This window comes from Paenibacillus violae (assembly GCF_032461945.1).
In the GTDB taxonomy this organism is placed as follows: domain Bacteria; phylum Bacillota; class Bacilli; order Paenibacillales; family NBRC-103111; genus Paenibacillus_E; species Paenibacillus_E violae.
Map to the genome: position 1 here is coordinate 429941 of NZ_JAWCUD010000003.1, position 18890 is coordinate 448830.

Below are 18890 nucleotides of genomic sequence, written 5' to 3' on the forward strand. Positions count from 1 at the left end.
ACATGCAAAAACCACTTATAAAGAACTTTATTAACGACCACCTCTTACCATTGGACATTGTATTTAAGGACAAAAAGACACCAAATCGTGAACTGCCAGAGCATCTTCATGATCGCTTTGAATTGGTTTATATTTATAGTGGAAAAGGTACGTTTTTCTTAAACCAAATGCTCTATGAGATGAATGAAGGAGACCTCTTCATCATTCCTGGAAATACCGTTCATCAGGCATTGCCAGATTCTGAATTTCCAATCACTGCCACTGCTGTCTATTTTGATTCGCAACTGATCGGACATTATTCAGCCGGTGATTCGTTTACGAATAGGCAAGTTTTTGAGCGAGCCCGAAAATATAAGAGCTATAAGCTTGTAGTCCCAGCAGCCATGCGCCCTCATCTCGAAGATAAACTCAAACAAATGCATGAAGAATTGGAACAACATGAAGCTGGTTTTCGATACGCAGTTCAATTACATTTAAATAGCCTTCTCATCAGCATTAATCGGTTGATATTAAAAGAATCCCATCCTCAACTGGCGGCGTCCGATATCGGCCCCCCCTGGTTACTAAACATCCTTCAACACTTAGATCAGTTTCACACTGAACAAATCGCTGGGCTGTCGTATTTGGCTAAGCACACTTCCGTCTCAGCCGCTCATTTATCTAGGGTGTTTAAACAACTAACCGGGATGAACATCACCGACTATGTGAATGCCAAGCGAATTTCAACTGCAAAGGAGCTGCTTTTAACTACCGACTTAGGTATTGATACGATCGCCCACAATTGCGGGTATGAGAGCTTACCTTATTTTCATAAGTTATTTAAGAAGTTTACTGGTGTTACCCCAGGCGTATATCGAAGAAAAGTAATGAATGAAATTAGCTTCCAATTAGACAACTGACTTAAAAAGTTCACTATTCCCCATAAAATACAAAAACCGCGTTGCATCAAGGCTTCGCGGTCTTTGTATTTTTATCGGTGAATGCACGAACTAACGAACTGTATAGATCGGTCAACTCTTCAGAGGGGCGAATACCTAGCTCCTGATGAAGCAGCCGAACGTAATCTGTATACAGCGCGGTCAATCCCTTTTTGTCCCCCGTCATTTCGCGTATCATCATCAAATGGTGGATGACCGACTCATCTAACGGATTGTACTCTTTAAGCTTAAGCAGTAACTTTGAAGCGGAGCCTGTATCTCCCGACGACATAAGTGCGGCGACAAGGCGTTTGACGAATGAAGTGTACATTTGACGATAACGTTCTGTTTCGTGAATAGCCCATACATATGCTTTATCGCCGAACAAATCACCCGTATAAAGCCGTTCAACCCTTAGGGCATTTTCCACTTGGCTGGCATCGATCGTTTGCAGTTCTTTCGCTTGCGATTCAAACTCTACATAATCTATATTAGCGTCCTTCCACTCTAGCGCATAGCCATCGTTCTCTGAACGTATAACCTCGCGCATACCAAGCGGTTCCAGTGACTTGCGCAGTTGGTACACGGTTGTATTCAAATAGCTCTCCGCACCTGCTTGCTCCATGCCGCCAAAAATATCTGTAACCAACTTAGAACGTGGAATACGTCTACCTCGGTAAAGCAGGAGATAGGCAAATAGCTCTGCGCATTTTCGCGAGATCCACTTCACTCGGCCCGTTTCATTGCTTACAACAACGTCTCCGAGCGCTGTAATAACACCCCTTCCTCTATACTGCGGAGGTGGTACCTGGGTCCTTGGCGGATGGAAAGCCCGCCAGTTCTGAAGCGCACGATGTACGGTTCGCTGCAGCCTCTCTTGGGAAACCGGTTTGACCAGATAGTCGATCACCGAAAGTTCATAAGCTTCTAGGGCGAAATCCTTGTGAGAGGTGACGAACACAATTTGAATCGGAAGGCCGGCGTTTCCTAACCTTGCGGCGAATTCCATCCCATTCTCACCTTTCATGGAGATATCAACGAATGCGAGGCCAATATCTGTATTCTCTTGTAAAAAGAAGGCTGCAGATTTCGTATCCGTGAAGGCGCCAACAACATGAACCTCAGGCAGCTTTTGCAGCATTTTGCTCAATATTAAATGCATTGTCGCGTCATCGTCTACCAAAATAACTTTCAAGCCTCTTCGCCTTCCTTCCAACGGTCAATGACATCCATCCCGCCTCTTGATCGGTGTAAAGTGAAGAAAACCGTCGTTCCCACTCCCGGCACGCTGTCAAACCACAGATTTCCTCCATGAATCGCTATAAATTCACGAGTTAACATAAGCCCAAATCTGGCATGCCCTGTACCTTGTTCAGGATCCGGCACTTTGATAAATGTATCGTCACGGCGCAGCATGTCCACGGTCTCTTCGTCCATTCCTTCTCCATTATCGCGTATGGTCACAACAATCCTATCCTGGTCCAAATCAGCTCCAATTTCAATCCATCCACCGATTTCCGTAAACTTTATCGCATTCGATAACAGGTTCCGCAGAATGAGATCCAGCATCTCTTTATCTGCGCTAACTGTAAACTTCTCGTCAATTTGCTCTCTCAGCACAATACGCTTCATTCCTGCCTTCGACTCTGCTAGTAACAGGGCTTGACGAACGACTTGCTGCAAATTCCAGCCTAGCGGTCGAAACACGACATTCCCTTTCTGGTTGCGATACCAGTCAAGCAAATTCTCGACAAGATAGAACGTGTTCTGAACTTGTCCTTGGAGTACTCCGAACAATTCGGCATGCTCATTGTTATCCGCAGCAAGTTCTTCACCCAGCAGTTCGGTAATACTGACCAAGTGTGCGATCGGATCACGAACGTCGTGTGCCACAACAGTAAACATCTTGTCCTTAAACGAGTTTAACTCCAAAAGCTGGTTCGCACTCTCACGCAGCCTTGCCTCGTTTTCTTTCAGTTCCGTGATATCATTAAACAGGATCATTTTCCCAATGGGTGTGCCTGAATCATAGATGAACGATACACTGCATTGATAATATTTATTTTTATTGCCATCAGCATGGGATTTGTAGAACGAGAACCGTTCGTTTCCGTGATGAGAGTCAAGAATGGGATGAACCAATTCAGGATTTGCGGAGAGAACCTCCCCGACATAGGCGGGGTAATGTTTCGTCAATAAGAGTTCGGGTAAGACGCCTTCGGCCGCTTTGTTGTAACTGACAATTTGGTCCTTGTAATCGAGCAGGATAACACCATCCCGGATGGTGTCGAACACTTGAGTCAGCGCAAGCGGTGTAAATCGGAGCAGATTGAATCTCAGAATTCCCCAGGCATAGACGATCCCTGACACTGCGAACCCGAAAGGCGTCAAATCGACCACCATGCCAAACCACAAGGTTATATTGAACAACAAGGGCACTGCAGCCCCCATGGTCAGCACGATAATTTGCTTACGAACGATTCTTGAAGACCGCCAATACATCGGGATAAACAGAAAAAATCCACACAATAACACGAAGTAATTATACAGCGTGTGCGCTTTGTACCAAGGCCCTTTAACTGTTATATACAACGGAAATGAAGTAGACTCATTGAAGATATATTGCTCATAAAAAAGGTGATGCCACTCATTGGTCAAATGGAAAAAAAAGACCCCTACAGGGATAACGAATAGGGCCAGCGCAAGGCGTTTTCGGTAATGCGAAGCCGTCCCAGAGAATTGGATGACCTGGAAGAGCCAAAGCGTCGTGACGAATGGAATGCCCACATATTCGATTTGAAGCGAAAGCTTAACTTCGTATAAGTTGCGGCTTAACAACTCGAAAGCATAACCACTTGCGTACCAAGCCGCTCCTATCATAATCAGAATCATCGTTCTAGCGACTGGTAAATGCCGTTGCTGATAGGACAAAAACGCAACGTATATCATGAATCCCGCTGCCAGAAAAAGCAGTAAGGACAACCATTGAACTGTGTTCACTGCAGCGTCTCTCCTCACTATGGAACTGCCATGCCGGTCAGTCCTAAGTAAACCTCCTTTTCAATATACATGCTTATTCATCGAGTATCTACCCTTCCCCCTTAACATTTCGTCAACTAGTAGGCTCAAGAACTTGCGGAGATAAAATAAAAAAAGCCGCATCACATGCGACTTTTCATATAACCATATTCTTCTTTTTCCCTACCTTGGACTGATTTCTTTGCTCGTTTTATTTGATAAAATGGACGTATTGCAGGAACCTTTTCAGTATAACTGCTGCCTGCGCCCTCGTTGCATACTCCGTCGGGGCAAAACGTCCGTCTTCCATCCCATTCATAATGCCGTTTTCCGAAGCCCGGACTGCCGCCTCTTGCGCCCATGAAGAAATGGATTCTCGATCCGTGAAAGCGTCTAGGGGGATGCCCTTTTGCCCTTGTCCTCCGCTACCAGTTCCATGGCTGGCCAAGGTTAAAGCGTTGGCGATCACAACGGCCATTTCTTCGCGGGTAATTGGGGCATTGGGAGCAAAAAGGCCCGCACCGATGCCGTTAACCAGGCCGCTAGCCACTGCCGCATTTACTGTAGATGCATACCATGCAGATGCAGGGACATCCGCAAAACGGGCACTGCCCCCGCTCTCCTTTACGGATAGCCCTAGCCCGCGAACGAGCAAAGCTGAGAATTCCGCTCGTGTAATGGTTCCCTCTGGCGCGAAACGGTCGGCCGCCACACCGTTCACCAGCAACTTGGACGCCAGATGCTCCACATCCGCTTTCGCCCAGTGATCGTTTAAGTCAGCGAACGTTCGTGCTTGCACATCTACAACCGTGTACATGCTGTTATGCGGCACATTCAAAATTGCTTCGTTTGTGCCATCTGAACCGGTTTCCATCTGTGCGGGAACGAAAACGACGGTGCCGCTTGCCGAGATATACTGAACGGCAACCAAGTTACGGTTCATGTTCTCTCGGTCCAACTTAAGGGTCCGAATCGAGTACGTTCCGCCATAGTCGTGTACCTCCAATGTTTGCCCGTTTGCTTCCGCCGTCACCTTGTAGTCAATAACGTCGGCGATAACAGCAAAACCTTGGGAAACGCCAATCCGATTAATCTCTTGGCGAACATTCTCACCGACCTGCACCTGTAGGATGTTCACGTTCATATCCGATACTTCCGTGTCGAGACGCTCTGCCAAACCGATCAGATCGATCGCGCTTATCCGCAGCTGATAGCTGGAATTGTTCAGCCTCACCTCGATAATTGCATTGGGATAAGCTTGGGCCATATCCGCGATCCAGTCAGCCGGAAACTGTGTTTGTACCGCTTGCTCCCGATTGCCAATATTAATGCTGACTAACGGTTTCTTCGCATCTTTCAGGAGTTCCAGTACCCTCTCCCTTGTCCGTTCGGGGAGGATGACCTGTTCGACCACCATGCCGTCTGAACGTGTGATTCTTTTGATGTCGGAAGGATCGACAAGAGCGGTAATCCCGCCGTTTATATTTATTTTTACAGTCGTCACATTTGTCACAGTCGTCCCCAATGTAATCTGTCCATCGCCATTATCCGATGAAGACGGGAGTGAGATCCCAATAACAGTGATGGTTTTCACTGTTTCATTGCCTGCTTCATCTAAAGCATATACGGTATAGTCGCCGTTGGCTGTAATCGTGAATTGAGATACGGCCAAAATATCGGTTCCTTTCGTTCCACGAACAAAATCAGCCTCGCTAAGGCTTCCAGGCAGCCAACGGAGTTCCGACAGCGCATTTCCCGCAGCTACGCCGTACACGCTTGCGGTCACGCTGATCGCTTTACTTGCCGATCCGTTCGATGCAGCCGTCAGGGCAACATCGGGCGGTATCGCCACGATACGTATTCCGCTCGCGTCTGGTGCTACGTAATTCAGCGAAGCCGCAAGTCCGCTGGAGGTGCGAACGATGCTTGCACCGTTCGGGAGCTCCAATGAGGCAGCAACTTGAATTCCGTCAACATCCGCGAGACCAGCCGGAATTTCGTATTCAAATGTGAGTTTTGTCAATGCTGTACCGCGCTCTCCTGTATACGGGGCATATACCGTCTGATATACCGTCTGAGTGACGGAATCGTCTCCAATCATGATCGGAACGGCGGGTGTCCCGATCACGGTTACTTCGTATCCGTAAAATAACGTAAAGCGAAGCGTCTCGCTTTCTCCATACAAATCATTGGCCGATGCGGTTAGCACCACCCCCACCCAAGAGGCTTCAAATACCGCCATTGCGTCGTGCAAACTGATAGTGGCTTCATCCAATCGAGTCTGAGATTGATTCTCCGCATCGTCAGCAATAGCCTGCGCTACATCTATCGCGGTTTGCAGGGTAGCTCGGTCTCCTGCCGAAGTCTGCCCTACATCCGTACCTTCTGGATGATCTGTCAACGCCTGCTGCGCCGCCGTGATCGCCGCGCCCAGTGCTGTCGGAATGCCCGCTTGTATAACGGCGGCATTAAAGGCTTGAACTGCTAAGTTTAACTGGTTTACGGCGGTATCCAATTGATCCTGCGTGTAATTGCTCGCGTTATTGAGTATCTGCTGCGCCGCATTGGACGCTGTCTGTAGTGCGGTGCGCGTTGCCGCTGACGCCTGCCCCACGTTCATCCCCTCAGGATGATCCGTCAACGCCTGCTGCGCCGCCGTAATCGCTGCGCCCAGCGCTGTCGGAATTCCCGCTTGTATAACGGCGGCATTAAACACTTGAACTGCTGAGTTTAACTGGTTAACGGCCGTATCCAGTTGATCCTGCGTGTAATTGCCCGCGTTATCAAGTATTTGCTGCGCTGCATTAGATGCAGTCTGCAGTGCGGTGCGTGCTACTGCAGAAGTCTGCCCTACATCCGTACCTTCTTGATGATCCGTCAACGCCTGCTGTACCGCCATAATCGCCGCGCCCAGTGCTGTCGGAATGCCCGCTTGTATAACGGCGGCATTAAACACTTGAACTGCTGAGTTTAACTGGTTAACGGCCGTATCCAGTTGATTTTGCGTGTAATTGCCCGCGTTATCAAGTATCTGCTGCGCTGCATTAGATGCAGTCTGCAGTGCGGTGCGCGCTACTGCCGAAGTCTGCCCCACATCCGTACCTTCTGGATGATTCGTCAACGCCTGCTGCGCCGCCGTGATCGCCGCGCTCAGCGCCGTCGGAATGCCCGCTTGTATTATGGCGGCATTAAACACTTGAACCGCTGAGTTTAACTGGTTAACGGCCGTATCCAATTGATCCTGCGTGTAATTGCCCGCGTTATCAAGTATCTGCTGCGCTGCATTAGATGCAGTCTGCAGTGCGGTGCGCGCTACTGCAGAAGTCTGCCCCACATCCGTACCTTCTGGATGATTCGTCAACGCCTGCTGCGAAGCTGTAATCGCCGCGCTCAGCGCTGTCGGAATGCCCGCTTGTATAACGGCGGCATTAAACACTTGAACTGCTAAGTTTAACTGGTTAACAGCTGTATCCAGTTGATCCTGCGTGTAATTGCCCGCGTTATCGAGTATCTGCTGTGCCGCATTGAATGCAGTCTGCAGTGAGCTGCGCGCTCCCGCTGACGCCTGCCCCACGTTCACCCCTTGCGGATGATCCGTCAACGCCTGCTGCGCCGACGTGATCGCCGCGCTCAGCGCTGTAGGATTGCCGGCTGAGATAATCACGTCTTCGAATGTATCTATCGCCATTTCCAAATGTGCCACAGCCACATCTAATTCATCTTGAAGATATTGGGCGGCTTGATTGAAAATTTGCTGGGCTGCAGTGATCGCGTTTTGCAAAGCGCTGCGGTCTGCCGCCGAAGTTTGTCCCACGTTTACCCCTTGCGGATGATTTGTCATCGCCTGCTGCGCCGCCGTGATCGCCGCCGCCAACGCTGCGGGATTGCCGGCTTGGATAATTTCCGCATTGAATGCCGCAATTGAAGAAGTCAGAGGTATTGCGGCGTTTGCCAGGTCGGAGGCGGTGGTCGCATTCCCGATTCCGTCGATAAAAAGCTTAGCTGTGTCATTGGCTGCAGACAAGATGTTGTAGGTATTGGCAGGTACTTGTCCTACTCCGGTGCCCGCCAGATGACTTTTCAACAACGACTTGGCGCTAGCGACCGCTTGAAACAACGCAGTTCCGTCCACAAACGTATGTCCGTTGCTTGACGCATAAGCAGATACGGGGGAATTCGCAATTCCGAATATTTTCAGATTGCCTGGATTGCCTGCAAATACGCCTGTCCCAAAAGTTGTTGCATCGCCTAATACCGTTATGCTTGTCAAGTTGTTGTTATAAAATGAGCTGCTGTCGACTTTCGTTACGCCTGCTGGGATGACTAGTTTCGTAATGTGATTAGTGTCGAAAGCTCCACCGTTAATCGTCTTCAAATTTTCCGATAATTTAATCGATGTCAAATTATTCATATAAAAAGAGTAGTTGCCAATCATCGTCACACTATCTGGAAATACGACGGAAGTTAATGGATTGTTTTCGAATGCGCTGGCGCCGATTGTTAACAAGCTGTCGGGAAGGTCTATGGAAGTGAGGCTAGTATAACGGAATCCATACGTTTGAATGACCTTCACGCTGCTCGGAATCACGACGCTCGTAATTTTGGGTTTGCCCGTACCATACGTATCAAATGCTGATCTCCCGATCTCGGTTACCGTCGTACCCGCATACGCAGCGGGAATAACCACGTTCAGATCCGTGCCCTTGTAGTCTGTAACCGTCGCACCATTGGAACCGACTGTAAAAGTAAAATCGCTCTCAGCTGCATACACAGGTCGAATCTGCGAAAATGAAGTCCCAAACACAAATAATACAATGAATAGGGATAAGACTAATTTTTTCATGGTTTGCTCCTTTAATATAACGGTTTCTGCAACTAGACGTTCGCTATAATTCATTGTAATGAAAGCTAATGAAAGAATAATGAAAGAATCATACGATTTCGCTGTCATCACTTCAATGAAGCACTGATCTTTACAATTGATTTTCTTGAAAACATGGAAATGTCAGGATAAAATTTTAGATAATAGGAGTCAGGAGGGACAAATAAATGAACTTTATTTTCTTTTCGCCAAATTATCCAAATTACTGCACGGAATTTTGCTTTCAATTGAAAAAATGCGGAGTGAATGTACTTGGCATTAGCGATGTGGATTATTACCTACTTGACGAGAAGCTGCAATATTCGCTAACTGAGTACATCAAAGTAGATCGTCTGGAAGATTATGATGAGGTTCTGCGCGCGGTCGGTTACTATACCCATAAATATGGAAAAATTGATCGTTTCGAATCTCTTAACGAACATTGGCTAGAGCTTGATGCGCACATTCGAACGGATTTCAACATTTTCGGGACGAAGCTCGATTTCATTTCTAATTTGAAACAAAAATCGAAGATGGAAAAGTTTTTCAAAAAAAGCGGTGTCGAGTCCATACGTTCCATAACGAAATTCGATCGTGCGAAGGCAAAGAAATTCATTGCCAAAATCGGCTATCCCGTCGTTGTAAAACCGAATATAGGCGTGGGAGCGAACATGACTTACAAAATCGCGAACGAGTCGGAGCTTGAGCATTTCTTGCATACCAAACCGTCAGATGTCGAATTTATCATGCAAGAGCATATAGACGGCGTACTGCAAACTTACGATGGTCTTGTCAACAAAGATGGTAAAATCCTATTTGCTGCAAGCCACGAATTTCCACATAGCATCATGGAATCTGTAAATGCTGGAAATCATTTTAGCTATTATTGTTTAAAGGAAGTAAGCGAGGAAATTGAGGAGGCCGGTAGAAAGATCATCCAAACCTATGGGATCAAAGAACGTTTTTTTCATCTTGAGTTTTTCAAATCCAATGTGGATGGAAATATTATTGCGCTTGAAGTCAATATGAGGCCGCCCGGTTCGTGGATGACGGATGCGATCAATTATACTTACGATATCGATATCTACGAACTATGGGCGAATATGGTTGTTAACAATCAGGTAGAAGGACCTTTTGTCGGGAAGTATTATACCGGGTTTGCCAGCCACAAAAACCACCTCCCCTACGCCCATGGGCACGAAGAGATCATGCAGCGTTATCACCATGAAATTGTCAATCACTTCAGCATTGAGGATGTACAAAGCCAGTCAAGGGGAAATTATGCGTATCAATTTCGCTCAAAGAACTTTGATGAAGTGAAACGAATTGAAGCTTTTATCCATGCCGTAGAAAACAAAGTCGAGGTGTATGCATGAAAGTAACCTATCACAAGGCATATAGTGACAGCTTGCAAAGGGACATGGAATACAAAACCTACGGACATCAAGGGAAGCCCGTTCTTGTTTTTCCCACCTCCTGCGGACGGTTTTATCAGTATGAAGATTCTGGTATGATCGGCACGTTGGAAAGTTACATTGAACAGGGGCAAATTCAAGTCTGGACATGCGACAGCATTGATGAAGAGACATTTTATGCCAAGCACTCGTCGACCGATGAGAAAATGAAACGCTATGACCAATATGATGCCTATGTGAAAAACGAACTCATACCTTCTATTCTGCATCAAAGCAAGGAGAGCAACGGAGGACAAACTCTGAAGATCCTGGCGACAGGATGTTCGCTGGGGGCTTATCATAGTGCCAACATGTTTTTCCGGCATCCACAATATTTTGACAGTTTAATTGCTTTAAGCGGTTTGTATTCGACCAATCGATTTTTTGGAGAAGAGGTCCCTCCTTCAGCTTATTACCACTCCCCACTTCATTATTTAAAAAACTTGGAGGACGATTCCTATCTGAATCAATATAGGAACAGCCAAATCATCATTTGTACAGGCCAAGGCGCTTATGAAGATTTAATGCGATCGGAGACGCAGAAGCTCTTGGAAGTGCTGCAGGAGAAACACGTCCCAGCAAGCGTGGAATTTTGGGGGTACGATGTCAATCATGATTGGTATTGGTGGAGGAAACAAATCCTTTACTACATGAATTGGTGCCTAAGTTAACCCAGTAGTTAAACAGGCTGCCAATTTGCTGGCAGCCTGTTGTCGTTGTAATATAGTTCCTCATTATATTTTCCAATTATAGCGAATTTTGTCTATGACATTCTTCCATAACGGCAATTTGTTGGCGCACTTGTGATGGTGTAATTTCGAGTTCTTTCCCATGTACAATCGTATTATAAATCATGTTATAGAAGTTTTGAGCCATCGAAGGGAATACATCTTTCCCCTGTTCGGCGGGGATGTCCCAGCTCTCTTCGTACCACTTTAGTTGTTCCCGGCAGTACGCCGGCTCATTTTTTTCGTTGACCATAGGCGTTGTCACTAATTTCAGTTCTCCCGCTTCCTCCTGTTTAAAATATTTCCAGTCCAGATGGGTTGTGCTCCCTTTGATTCCGCCTCTAGTCCCTTGGACATTATAAGTGAAACTTGGATATGCGCAGCAGGAAGAAATTTCTATATCAATGACAGGACGCCCATGGCCATGCAGGATGACCTTTACGTAGTCCTCGGCGTCTCCAGCCGTATTCGCACGATCCATTATAGAAGTGATATGGGGCATTTCCTCGCTACCAAAAAATTGGAGGGCTTGATCTACCGGATGTGGACCCGTATTTAAGAGATTGCCTCCATCATTAGCTTTTAAAGTCTGCCAATCCCATCTTCTTGCAAAATTGTTGTAAGCAATACTCACCTGAACCACTCGTCCAATCACGCCGGATTTAATAATTTCTTGCACTTGGCGATAAGCGGGTGCGTACCTGGACTGCTGAAAAATAGCAAGCAATTTCCCTGTTTTCTTGGCCGTATCAATCAAAATATCAACCTCATGTGCCGTTCTGGCAAGCGGTTTCTCAGACAATACATGAAATCCGCTTTCCATAATTTCTTTAGAAATCGTGAAATGAAAATGGCTGGGCGATGCATTTATGATTAAATCTAGATCATTTCGCTTAAACAGATCTTTGTAATCACGGTACACATCACAATTCAGCTCTTTTTTGGCTCTTTCCAGCCGCTCTTCCAGCATGTCAGCTACTGCAACAATTTCATATTGCTCCTTCATCTGACTTAAAGAATTGGCATGTATATCACGACCGCTGCGCCCTTGTCCTATGATGGCAACTCTAATCTTTTTCATATCGTTACCTCCGATATTAATTTGCGCATATATTGCACATACTGGGGAAACGCAATCTCCGGGTTTTCCAATTCAGGATGCCATTTTTTCTCCCATTCTAAGGTGAAATAGCCTTGATAACCTTCACGGTTTAATAACTTGTAGATGCCTTTCAGCGGTATATCTCCTTCTCCGGTTAAACAGTATCGGAAATCTCCTCCTCCGTTTTCTCCGGCACGTGAATCTTTCACATGTGTGTACTCGATCCATTGCCCCAGTGTCTTCCAGGTTTCCTCCGGTTGCTCTCCCACCATGCGGTAAGGATGATGCACATCCCACAGTACCCCGACGGTTTCCGTATCCACCTGCTCCAACACCTTTTTCATATTCACGCATGAAATCCAATCATCATGTGTTTCAATTAAAAGCTTAACACCGTGCGCCTTTGCGACTTTTGCCATTTCGCTTACATGCTGAGCAACCTTCTCAACAGCCGTTTCCCGGCTAACACCATCGCTAATTTTACCCCCAAACACACGAATGTAGCGTGTTCCGAAAATACGGCAAAGCTTTGAGAATTCGGTGATCTCCTGCATATTCTTTTCAAAGTTTTCAGCTGAGAATAAATGGACGGAGCTGGAAAAGCAAGATACATGCAAACCGGCATCCGTGATTTTACGAAGTGTTTGGTCAACCTGCTCGGAAAACTCCGGAAGCTTGTAAATATTCATTTCACCGGTCAAGCCTCTAAAATCAATTGCGTCAAATCCATATTCGGTCGCGTTGGCAATAATTTTATCTAAGGGCCACTCCGGGCACCCTAACGTGGTAAAAGATAGTTTCATATAGGTTCACTCCAATTTGTTAACATATTTTAGACTCATTTTCCCATCATATTGTCAGCTATCAAACTTCCAGTAATGTTCCTTCATACTTATAGTTTCTAAATCTTGGATTGATGCCGTGAAGCATCAACCCCTGTCCCCAGCTTACATGCTTATCATTTGTCGGCTGATCCTCGGGATCACGAACCTGGACAAGTATATTTCTACGCGTCCGGTCACTGCGGTTGATCGGTGAGCCATGAATCGTTAAATAGTTAAAAAATAAGACATCCCCGGATTCAGCGATACAAGGAATTCCGCTCTCAATAGGATATTCTTTATGATTCAAATAGTAGCTTCCCACATGAGGTAAAGGCCCCTGTTTATGAGATCCCGGAATGACATGCAAACAGCCGTTTTCCTCATTCGTATGATCCAAATGAATGCTGGCGAGCATCATACTGTGCTTGCTGTGCGGGAAATACGGATAATCCTGATGCATGGGAAAGGCTGCTCCCTTCTCCGGAGGTTTGACCATCATCTTGGTATGATGCAGTTGAACATTCTCGCCAATCAATTGGGTGAAAATCGTGATCAAATTCCTTTGCGTGATCATGCGCATGAACTGGGCGTCATGATATTGAACATCATGGAAGCCCTTAAGCACCAGCTTCTTTAGTTCTTCCGGCGGCAGGTAGTCTCCAGCCCAAGCATGGCTCCGGTCAAATTTCGATGCAGCCGCCCTCTTTAGGAATGTTTCTACCGATTCACGGAATGTTTTAACTTCCTCTGCGTCATACACACCTTTCACTAGTAAGTAACCATTCTCATGATAAAACTTCACTTGATCCTCAGAGATCATGCCAATCCCTCGTTTCAACTATAATTTGGCCTATTTGCTCAACCCTTCACAGCGCCTACCAAAACCCCTTTGGTAAAATATTTTTGCAAGAATGGATACACGGCAATGATAGGTAATGTGGCGATAATGATCGTACAATATTTAATAATTTCGCTAACCGCTTCTTTATCGCTCCCACCGGAACCGGTAATCATGCTGTCGGTACTGCTGTTTATCAGAATCTCACGCAAGAAGAGCTGTAAAGGATAAGCATCTCGATCTCGCAAATAAATCATGGCGCTGAACCACGAATTCCAATGGGCCACAGCGTAAAACAAAATCATAACGGCGATTACGGCTTGCGATAAAGGCATCACGATTCGAAACAAGATCGTTAGATCATTGGCTCCGTCAATACGAGCGGATTCTTCCAAACTATCCGGAATCGCCGCAAACGAGGTTCTCATGATAATCAAATTATAGGTGCTGATCGCTCCCGGTAGAATGAGTGCCCACATTGTGTCAAACATGCCGAGACTTTTTACAAGCAAATAGTTTGGAATCAAACCTCCGCTAAAAAACATCGTAAACACAATCATCATCATGATGGAATCCCGCAGCATGACACCTTTTCTCGATAATACATAGGCTCCGATCGAGGTAATCACTACGTTGATACTTGTTCCCACTACAACATAAATTAACGTATTGGTGTAACCCGTGATGATATTGGGATTTTTAAAAACACTGATGTAGCCGTCTACATTAAAACCCAAAGGCCAGAGCAGCAAACCGGAATGACTTGCTAAACTAGAGGGGTTGCTTAAGGACGCCATAGTAACATATAGAAATGGATAAAGTGTAATTAAAGCTAGAAACAGCAAGAAGCATATATTAAAAAAACCGAAAATAGCTTCGGCTTTGCTTCGCTTTAGATTCATCGTCATCCCTCCCTACCAAAGACTGGTTTCATTGACTTTTTTACTGATTTTGTTGGTAGCTACCAAAAGCGCAAAATTGATCACTGAGTTAAATAATCCAACGGCTGCGCTGAAGCTGTAGTTTGCTTCCAGAATCCCTTTGCGGTAGACATAAGTTGAAATCACATCCGAAGTTTCGTAAGTAACCGGATTGTATAGCAGGAAGATTTTATCGAATCCGACGTTCATCATGCTTCCCATTCTTAAAATAAACAAGATGATAATGGTGGGCATAATTCCCGGCAGTGTAACATGCAGCATTTGCTTGAAACGTCCCGCCCCGTCAATCGTCGCTGCTTCATACAAGTCCTGATCGATGCCGGCTAAAGCAGCCAAATAGATAATCGAGCCCCAACCCACTTCCTGCCAAATATTAGAGCTCACATAGATGGTTCGGAATAATCCAGGTTCAAGCAGCATCGTTATTCTTTCCATTCCCATGAAGGCGAGTAAATCATTAATAATCCCGTTTCTTGCCGTAAAATCTACAATTAAACCGCATAAAACCAGCACTGAAATAAAATGCGGCAAATACGTCACCGATTGCACAAACCTTTTAAAAACATCATTTCTTCGTACTTCGTTTAATAGTAAGGCCAAAATGATGGGTGCCGGAAAACCAAAAATAATGTTATATACACTAATTAAAAGGGTATTCGTAAGAATTCTGCCGAAATAAACATCGTTGAAAAAATCGGTAAAATGCTGCATTCCCACCCAAGTGCTGCCCCAAATCCCCTTCATTGGAGAGAAATCTTTAAAAGCAATCGAGGCTCCATACATAGGAATATATTGAAAAATAATATAGTAAGCGACCACGGGTATGGCCATGAAATAAATGATTCTGTTTTTATATAAGTCTCTTCGAAGTCTATGGACAAAGCCGCTTTGCTTCGTCGTCGGATAGATACTTCTGGCATGCGCCGCCTCACCAACCGTCAAATTCTCCATCGTTCGTCCCCTTTGAGCGAAGAAATTTGCGCAGCAGGCATCCAGCATTGATCTTACCTTTAGGAGGCGATCAAGTGCTGGCGCTCCTGCTGCTTGCCAATCCTATTCTGGTCAACGTTAAGGCTTATTGCCTTGCCATGTATCTGTCATATGCCGCTTGCTGAATTTTGATCGCATCTTCGATTCCCATAGCTTTTAATTTGCTCATATAATTATCAAACTCACTAAGAGGTACTTGTCCCATGATCATTTTAGAGAATATCTCATCCCTATACGTATTAACCGCAGAAGTAATGGATGCCATCTTGGTTGATTCTTCAATGGTTGGCGTTACCCCTGGCGGCATGGTTCTGTCGTAGGAGCCTGCTTTCCATAAGCCAATAATTTGCTGCTGTTCAGGTAAAGCCATGCGCTGCTGCCAAATCTCAGGTGTCATGACAAAGGCCAGTCCGCCAGATCCTCGGGAATATTTAGATAACGCCTCATCAATCGACAAGCCTTTTGGATTATTCGTAATCTCTGGAAGCAATTGAGGCGAACCATTCACCATCTTGTAGCTCTCGCCTTCAATACCGAAGGTATTGAGCAGCGATCCTTCAGGACTGTAGCCATAGTCCAACCACATCGCAGCTTCCTTCGCATATTTACTTTTTGCGGATATCGCGACACCGCCGCCACTGGCAACCTTGATTTCATCAACATTGAAATTGTAGGACTTCGTGCCTGTAACATAAGGTGGAACCGTTCCTGATAATTTTACCGACGGATCTTTCGCTTTCATCAATTGAACAAATCTTCCGAATGTTCCTGATGTGGATCCCGTCCATGAGCCTGCACGGTTACCCATAACTTTGGTATCGAATTGTTTGGCATCCGTAATCCCAAAATCAGGGTCGATCAAGCCTTCTTTATACCACTTTGCTAAGGTTGTTAGCGCTTCCTTATACTCCGGTGTGTAAGGTCCATATTTGACTTTATCGCCGTCATGATAAAACCCGTAGTTGATCCCCCATGCTCTGACCCAGTTCTGCAGGTCCCCCGCTCCTTTAGGCGCCAAAGGAATTTCGTCATTTTTACCGCTGCCGCTAGGATTTTTCGTTTTGAACGCTTTTAGTACTTCATACCAATCGTCAATCGTTTCAGGCGACTTTAAATTCAGTTTTTCCAACCAGTCCTGGCGGATCTGCCATCCAAAAGTCTGGAATGCAGGATTCGGATTCGGGTTTACTTTCGCATACTGATTCGGCGATTGGGCCTCTGGATAAACATAGATCGTACCGTCGTCTGTCCGCAGTTGTTTATTCGCTTTAGGATCGGAGTTCATAAACGCTTTAAGGTTAGGTGAATACTTATCTACCAAATCATTCAACGGTAAAATGACGCCATCCTTGATCGCTTTATTGGGCCCGCCGTTATAATCGCCTATCCAGTTATAATAAATCAGATCAGGTAAATCGCCTGACGCGACCATAAGGTTGAACTGTTCTTTGATCGCCGCCCCATCCATAGATGCAGGATGAATGAACTCGATATGAATCCCTGTCCTTTTTTCCAGTTCTTTAAACACAGCGATTTCATTATAGTTTTTCATGGTTGCCGCTACTTTGGCATCCATGGGCACAAACATTTTTAAAGTGATGGGCTTATTCACGATAGGCAGCGGGATTGAAGATAAACTTGCTTCATTTTTTTCTGACGTACTTGTTTGCTTCGTACCATTAGAGGTGCACCCCGTTAATACACTTGCGAATAATACAACAGAAAGAGATAAAGCTGAAACCATGCCGAGTTTACCCTTCATTGGTAGTTCCCCCTAGACATTTTGTATTGATAAGACCTAACCCTGGGAATAACTAATATCCATAAAAACATCCTGTCTCACTGTCTTCTTGTATTTGGAGCTTCCGATCAGTTCCTTAAGCTTCTTCTCATATTCATCTGTATCCATAGGCAGCTTAATGGTTTGATCGTTAAACGAAGAAAGCATAATTGCGTTCGCAATTGTCAGTCCGTTGATCCCCTCAGGGCCATGTGCGATAAGCTCCCCGCCGCCATTTTGTATAGCCTCGATAAATTTCTCTGTCACAACTCGATGCCCTGTAGGTACATTCACGTTCACAGGAATTTCCGTGTACCAATTTTCAACATTGCCCATCCTGCTTTGCGATTCTTTGATAAAACGAAGCATCGACTCACGGGTTCGATACAAAACAATTTGATTATCCTCAAAAACCAATTTCCCGTACTCTCCCACGATCTCCATGCGGTTGGATCCAGGTGTTTCAGCGGTAGTCACGATAAAATGGCCAACCATCCCGTTCTCGTGCTCAAAGTAGGCCGTTACTTCGTCTTCGACTTCAATATCATGATATTTGCCAATATGCGCAAAACCGTTGATCCGTGACGGGAGACCGAATAGCCATTGGTAGAGATCCAGATTATGCGGACATTGGTTGGTCAAAATTCCTCCGCCCTCCCCAGCCCACGTTGCACGCCATTCGCCGCTATCATAGTAAAGTTGAGATCGGAACCATTTGGTATTAATCCAGGTCGCTCTGATTAATTGGCCCAGCTCGCCGCCATCAAGAATGTCTTTTATTTTTTTATGATGAGGGTAGGTTCTTTCTTGAAACATAATGCCAAACATCAAATTGGGATAGTGTTCCTTAGCGCTTTCATAAGCGTCTATCGTTTTTTGAGCATCATTGACATGCACCGCAATAGGTTTCTCACAAAGAACATGGATTCCCTTATAGAAGGCATCAATCGATATGGGCGTATGATCGTAATGGGGAACGGCTATTAACACAGCCTCTATACCCGATTTGTCAAAAAGCTCCGTATGGCTGTAATAGGCCTTGGTATGGTAGAGAGCCGCTGTTTTATCAGCCTTTTCATGTACAACATCACAAACTCCTACGACTTCAACTGTCTCCATCTGTGTCAAATACTTGAGATGGCTGCTTCCCATTCCGCCTAAACCAATTACACCTAATTTCACTTTTCTCATTGGACTCAACCAATACCCCTCCCCGTATATTAAAGTGTAGTTTAAGCCTGACCAAAGTAGGAAAAACGAAGAATAAAGCGTTTTCTTTTGCTATTCTAAAATAATACTCGCAATAAGTCATAGTTTTTTGTGATTAAAATATCGTTTTTTGTGCAGGAATGGCTACTTGATTCCCTTGACGGGAGTCTGTAAAATAGTTTTGTGTAAACTTCTTTAATATGGAAGTATAGGAAAGGTTGGGGAGCA

The 18890-nt window shown here is 45.4% G+C and carries 13 protein-coding genes; 3 read left to right on the top strand and 10 right to left on the bottom strand.

Annotated elements, in window-relative coordinates; genetic code table 11:
* Positions 1-2 precede the first annotated feature (2 nt).
* Entirely contained in the window at positions 3-899 is an 897-nt protein-coding gene (locus RQP52_RS13145; protein WP_315952005.1) for an AraC family transcriptional regulator, read from the top strand.
* Positions 900-945: 46 nt separating this feature from the next.
* On the opposite strand, the gene RQP52_RS13150 is transcribed toward RQP52_RS13145, so the two are convergent.
* From RQP52_RS13150 to RQP52_RS13160, 3 genes are all read right to left on the bottom strand, one after another.
* Entirely contained in the window at positions 946-2112 is a 1167-nt protein-coding gene (locus RQP52_RS13150) for a response regulator (protein WP_315952006.1), read from the bottom strand.
* Entirely contained in the window at positions 2109-3917 is a 1809-nt protein-coding gene (locus RQP52_RS13155) for a sensor histidine kinase (protein ID WP_315952007.1), read from the bottom strand. The genes RQP52_RS13150 and RQP52_RS13155 overlap by 4 nt, the downstream gene beginning before the upstream one ends.
* Positions 3918-4146: 229 nt before the next feature.
* A complete protein-coding gene (locus RQP52_RS13160) occupies positions 4147-8778 on the bottom strand; it encodes an S-layer homology domain-containing protein (protein WP_315952008.1) in 4632 nt (1543 codons plus the stop codon).
* 206 nt (positions 8779-8984) lie between these two features.
* Between RQP52_RS13160 and RQP52_RS13165 the strand changes: the two genes are divergently transcribed.
* Both RQP52_RS13165 and RQP52_RS13170 read left to right on the top strand, forming a co-directional pair.
* Positions 8985-10172, top strand: a complete 1188-nt coding sequence (locus RQP52_RS13165) for an ATP-grasp domain-containing protein (RefSeq protein WP_315952010.1) — start codon at positions 8985-8987, stop codon at positions 10170-10172.
* The gene (locus RQP52_RS13170; protein ID WP_315952011.1) at positions 10169-10921 is read left to right on the top strand and encodes an esterase family protein; all 753 of its coding nucleotides are present in this window, start codon (positions 10169-10171) and stop codon (positions 10919-10921) included. Before RQP52_RS13165 ends, RQP52_RS13170 begins: the two co-directional genes overlap by 4 nt.
* Before the next feature lie 76 nt (positions 10922-10997).
* Here RQP52_RS13170 and RQP52_RS13175 read toward each other — a convergent pair whose 3' ends face one another.
* From RQP52_RS13175 to RQP52_RS13205, 7 genes are all read right to left on the bottom strand, one after another.
* Positions 10998-12059 (bottom strand): Gfo/Idh/MocA family protein, encoded by a 1062-nt coding sequence (locus RQP52_RS13175; RefSeq protein ID WP_315952013.1) that lies wholly within the window; start codon positions 12057-12059, stop codon positions 10998-11000.
* A complete protein-coding gene (locus RQP52_RS13180; RefSeq protein WP_315952014.1) occupies positions 12056-12883 on the bottom strand; it encodes a sugar phosphate isomerase/epimerase family protein in 828 nt (275 codons plus the stop codon). The genes RQP52_RS13175 and RQP52_RS13180 overlap by 4 nt, the downstream gene beginning before the upstream one ends.
* A gap of 61 nt (positions 12884-12944) precedes the next feature.
* Positions 12945-13724 carry a phytanoyl-CoA dioxygenase family protein gene (locus tag RQP52_RS13185; RefSeq protein WP_315952015.1) on the bottom strand — a complete coding sequence of 260 codons (780 nt, stop codon included), beginning with the start codon at positions 13722-13724 and terminating at the stop codon, positions 12945-12947.
* A 38-nt stretch (positions 13725-13762) separates the two neighbouring features.
* On the bottom strand, positions 13763-14644 hold the full coding sequence (locus RQP52_RS13190) for a carbohydrate ABC transporter permease (RefSeq protein WP_315952017.1): 882 nt from the start codon (positions 14642-14644) through the stop codon (positions 13763-13765).
* Positions 14645-14656: 12 nt separating this feature from the next.
* Positions 14657-15634 (bottom strand): ABC transporter permease, encoded by a 978-nt coding sequence (locus tag RQP52_RS13195; protein ID WP_315952019.1) that lies wholly within the window; start codon positions 15632-15634, stop codon positions 14657-14659.
* A gap of 124 nt (positions 15635-15758) precedes the next feature.
* The gene (locus tag RQP52_RS13200; RefSeq protein ID WP_315952021.1) at positions 15759-17435 is read right to left on the bottom strand and encodes a type 2 periplasmic-binding domain-containing protein; all 1677 of its coding nucleotides are present in this window, start codon (positions 17433-17435) and stop codon (positions 15759-15761) included.
* Positions 17436-17471: 36 nt separating this feature from the next.
* Positions 17472-18644, bottom strand: a complete 1173-nt coding sequence (locus RQP52_RS13205) for a Gfo/Idh/MocA family protein (RefSeq protein ID WP_315952240.1) — start codon at positions 18642-18644, stop codon at positions 17472-17474.
* Between the last annotated feature and the right edge of the window lie 246 nt (positions 18645-18890).

Bases quoted from the DNA above. Each gene is read 5' to 3' on its own strand.
- RQP52_RS13190 (WP_315952017.1), bottom strand. From the start codon at position 14,644: ATGAATCTAAAGCGAAGCAAAGCCGAAGCTATTTTCGGTTTTTTTAAT.
- RQP52_RS13160 (WP_315952008.1), bottom strand. From the start codon at position 8,778: ATGAAAAAATTAGTCTTATCCCTATTCATTGTATTATTTGTGTTTGGG.
- RQP52_RS13205 (WP_315952240.1), bottom strand. From the start codon at position 18,644: ATGAGAAAAGTGAAATTAGGTGTAATTGGTTTAGGCGGAATGGGAAGC.
- RQP52_RS13200 (WP_315952021.1), bottom strand. From the start codon at position 17,435: ATGAAGGGTAAACTCGGCATGGTTTCAGCTTTATCTCTTTCTGTTGTA.
- RQP52_RS13145 (WP_315952005.1), top strand. From the start codon at position 3: ATGCAAAAACCACTTATAAAGAACTTTATTAACGACCACCTCTTACCA.
- RQP52_RS13185 (WP_315952015.1), bottom strand. From the start codon at position 13,724: ATGATCTCTGAGGATCAAGTGAAGTTTTATCATGAGAATGGTTACTTA.
- RQP52_RS13170 (WP_315952011.1), top strand. From the start codon at position 10,169: ATGAAAGTAACCTATCACAAGGCATATAGTGACAGCTTGCAAAGGGAC.
- RQP52_RS13195 (WP_315952019.1), bottom strand. From the start codon at position 15,634: ATGGAGAATTTGACGGTTGGTGAGGCGGCGCATGCCAGAAGTATCTAT.
- RQP52_RS13175 (WP_315952013.1), bottom strand. From the start codon at position 12,059: ATGAAAAAGATTAGAGTTGCCATCATAGGACAAGGGCGCAGCGGTCGT.
- RQP52_RS13180 (WP_315952014.1), bottom strand. From the start codon at position 12,883: ATGAAACTATCTTTTACCACGTTAGGGTGCCCGGAGTGGCCCTTAGAT.
- RQP52_RS13165 (WP_315952010.1), top strand. From the start codon at position 8,985: ATGAACTTTATTTTCTTTTCGCCAAATTATCCAAATTACTGCACGGAA.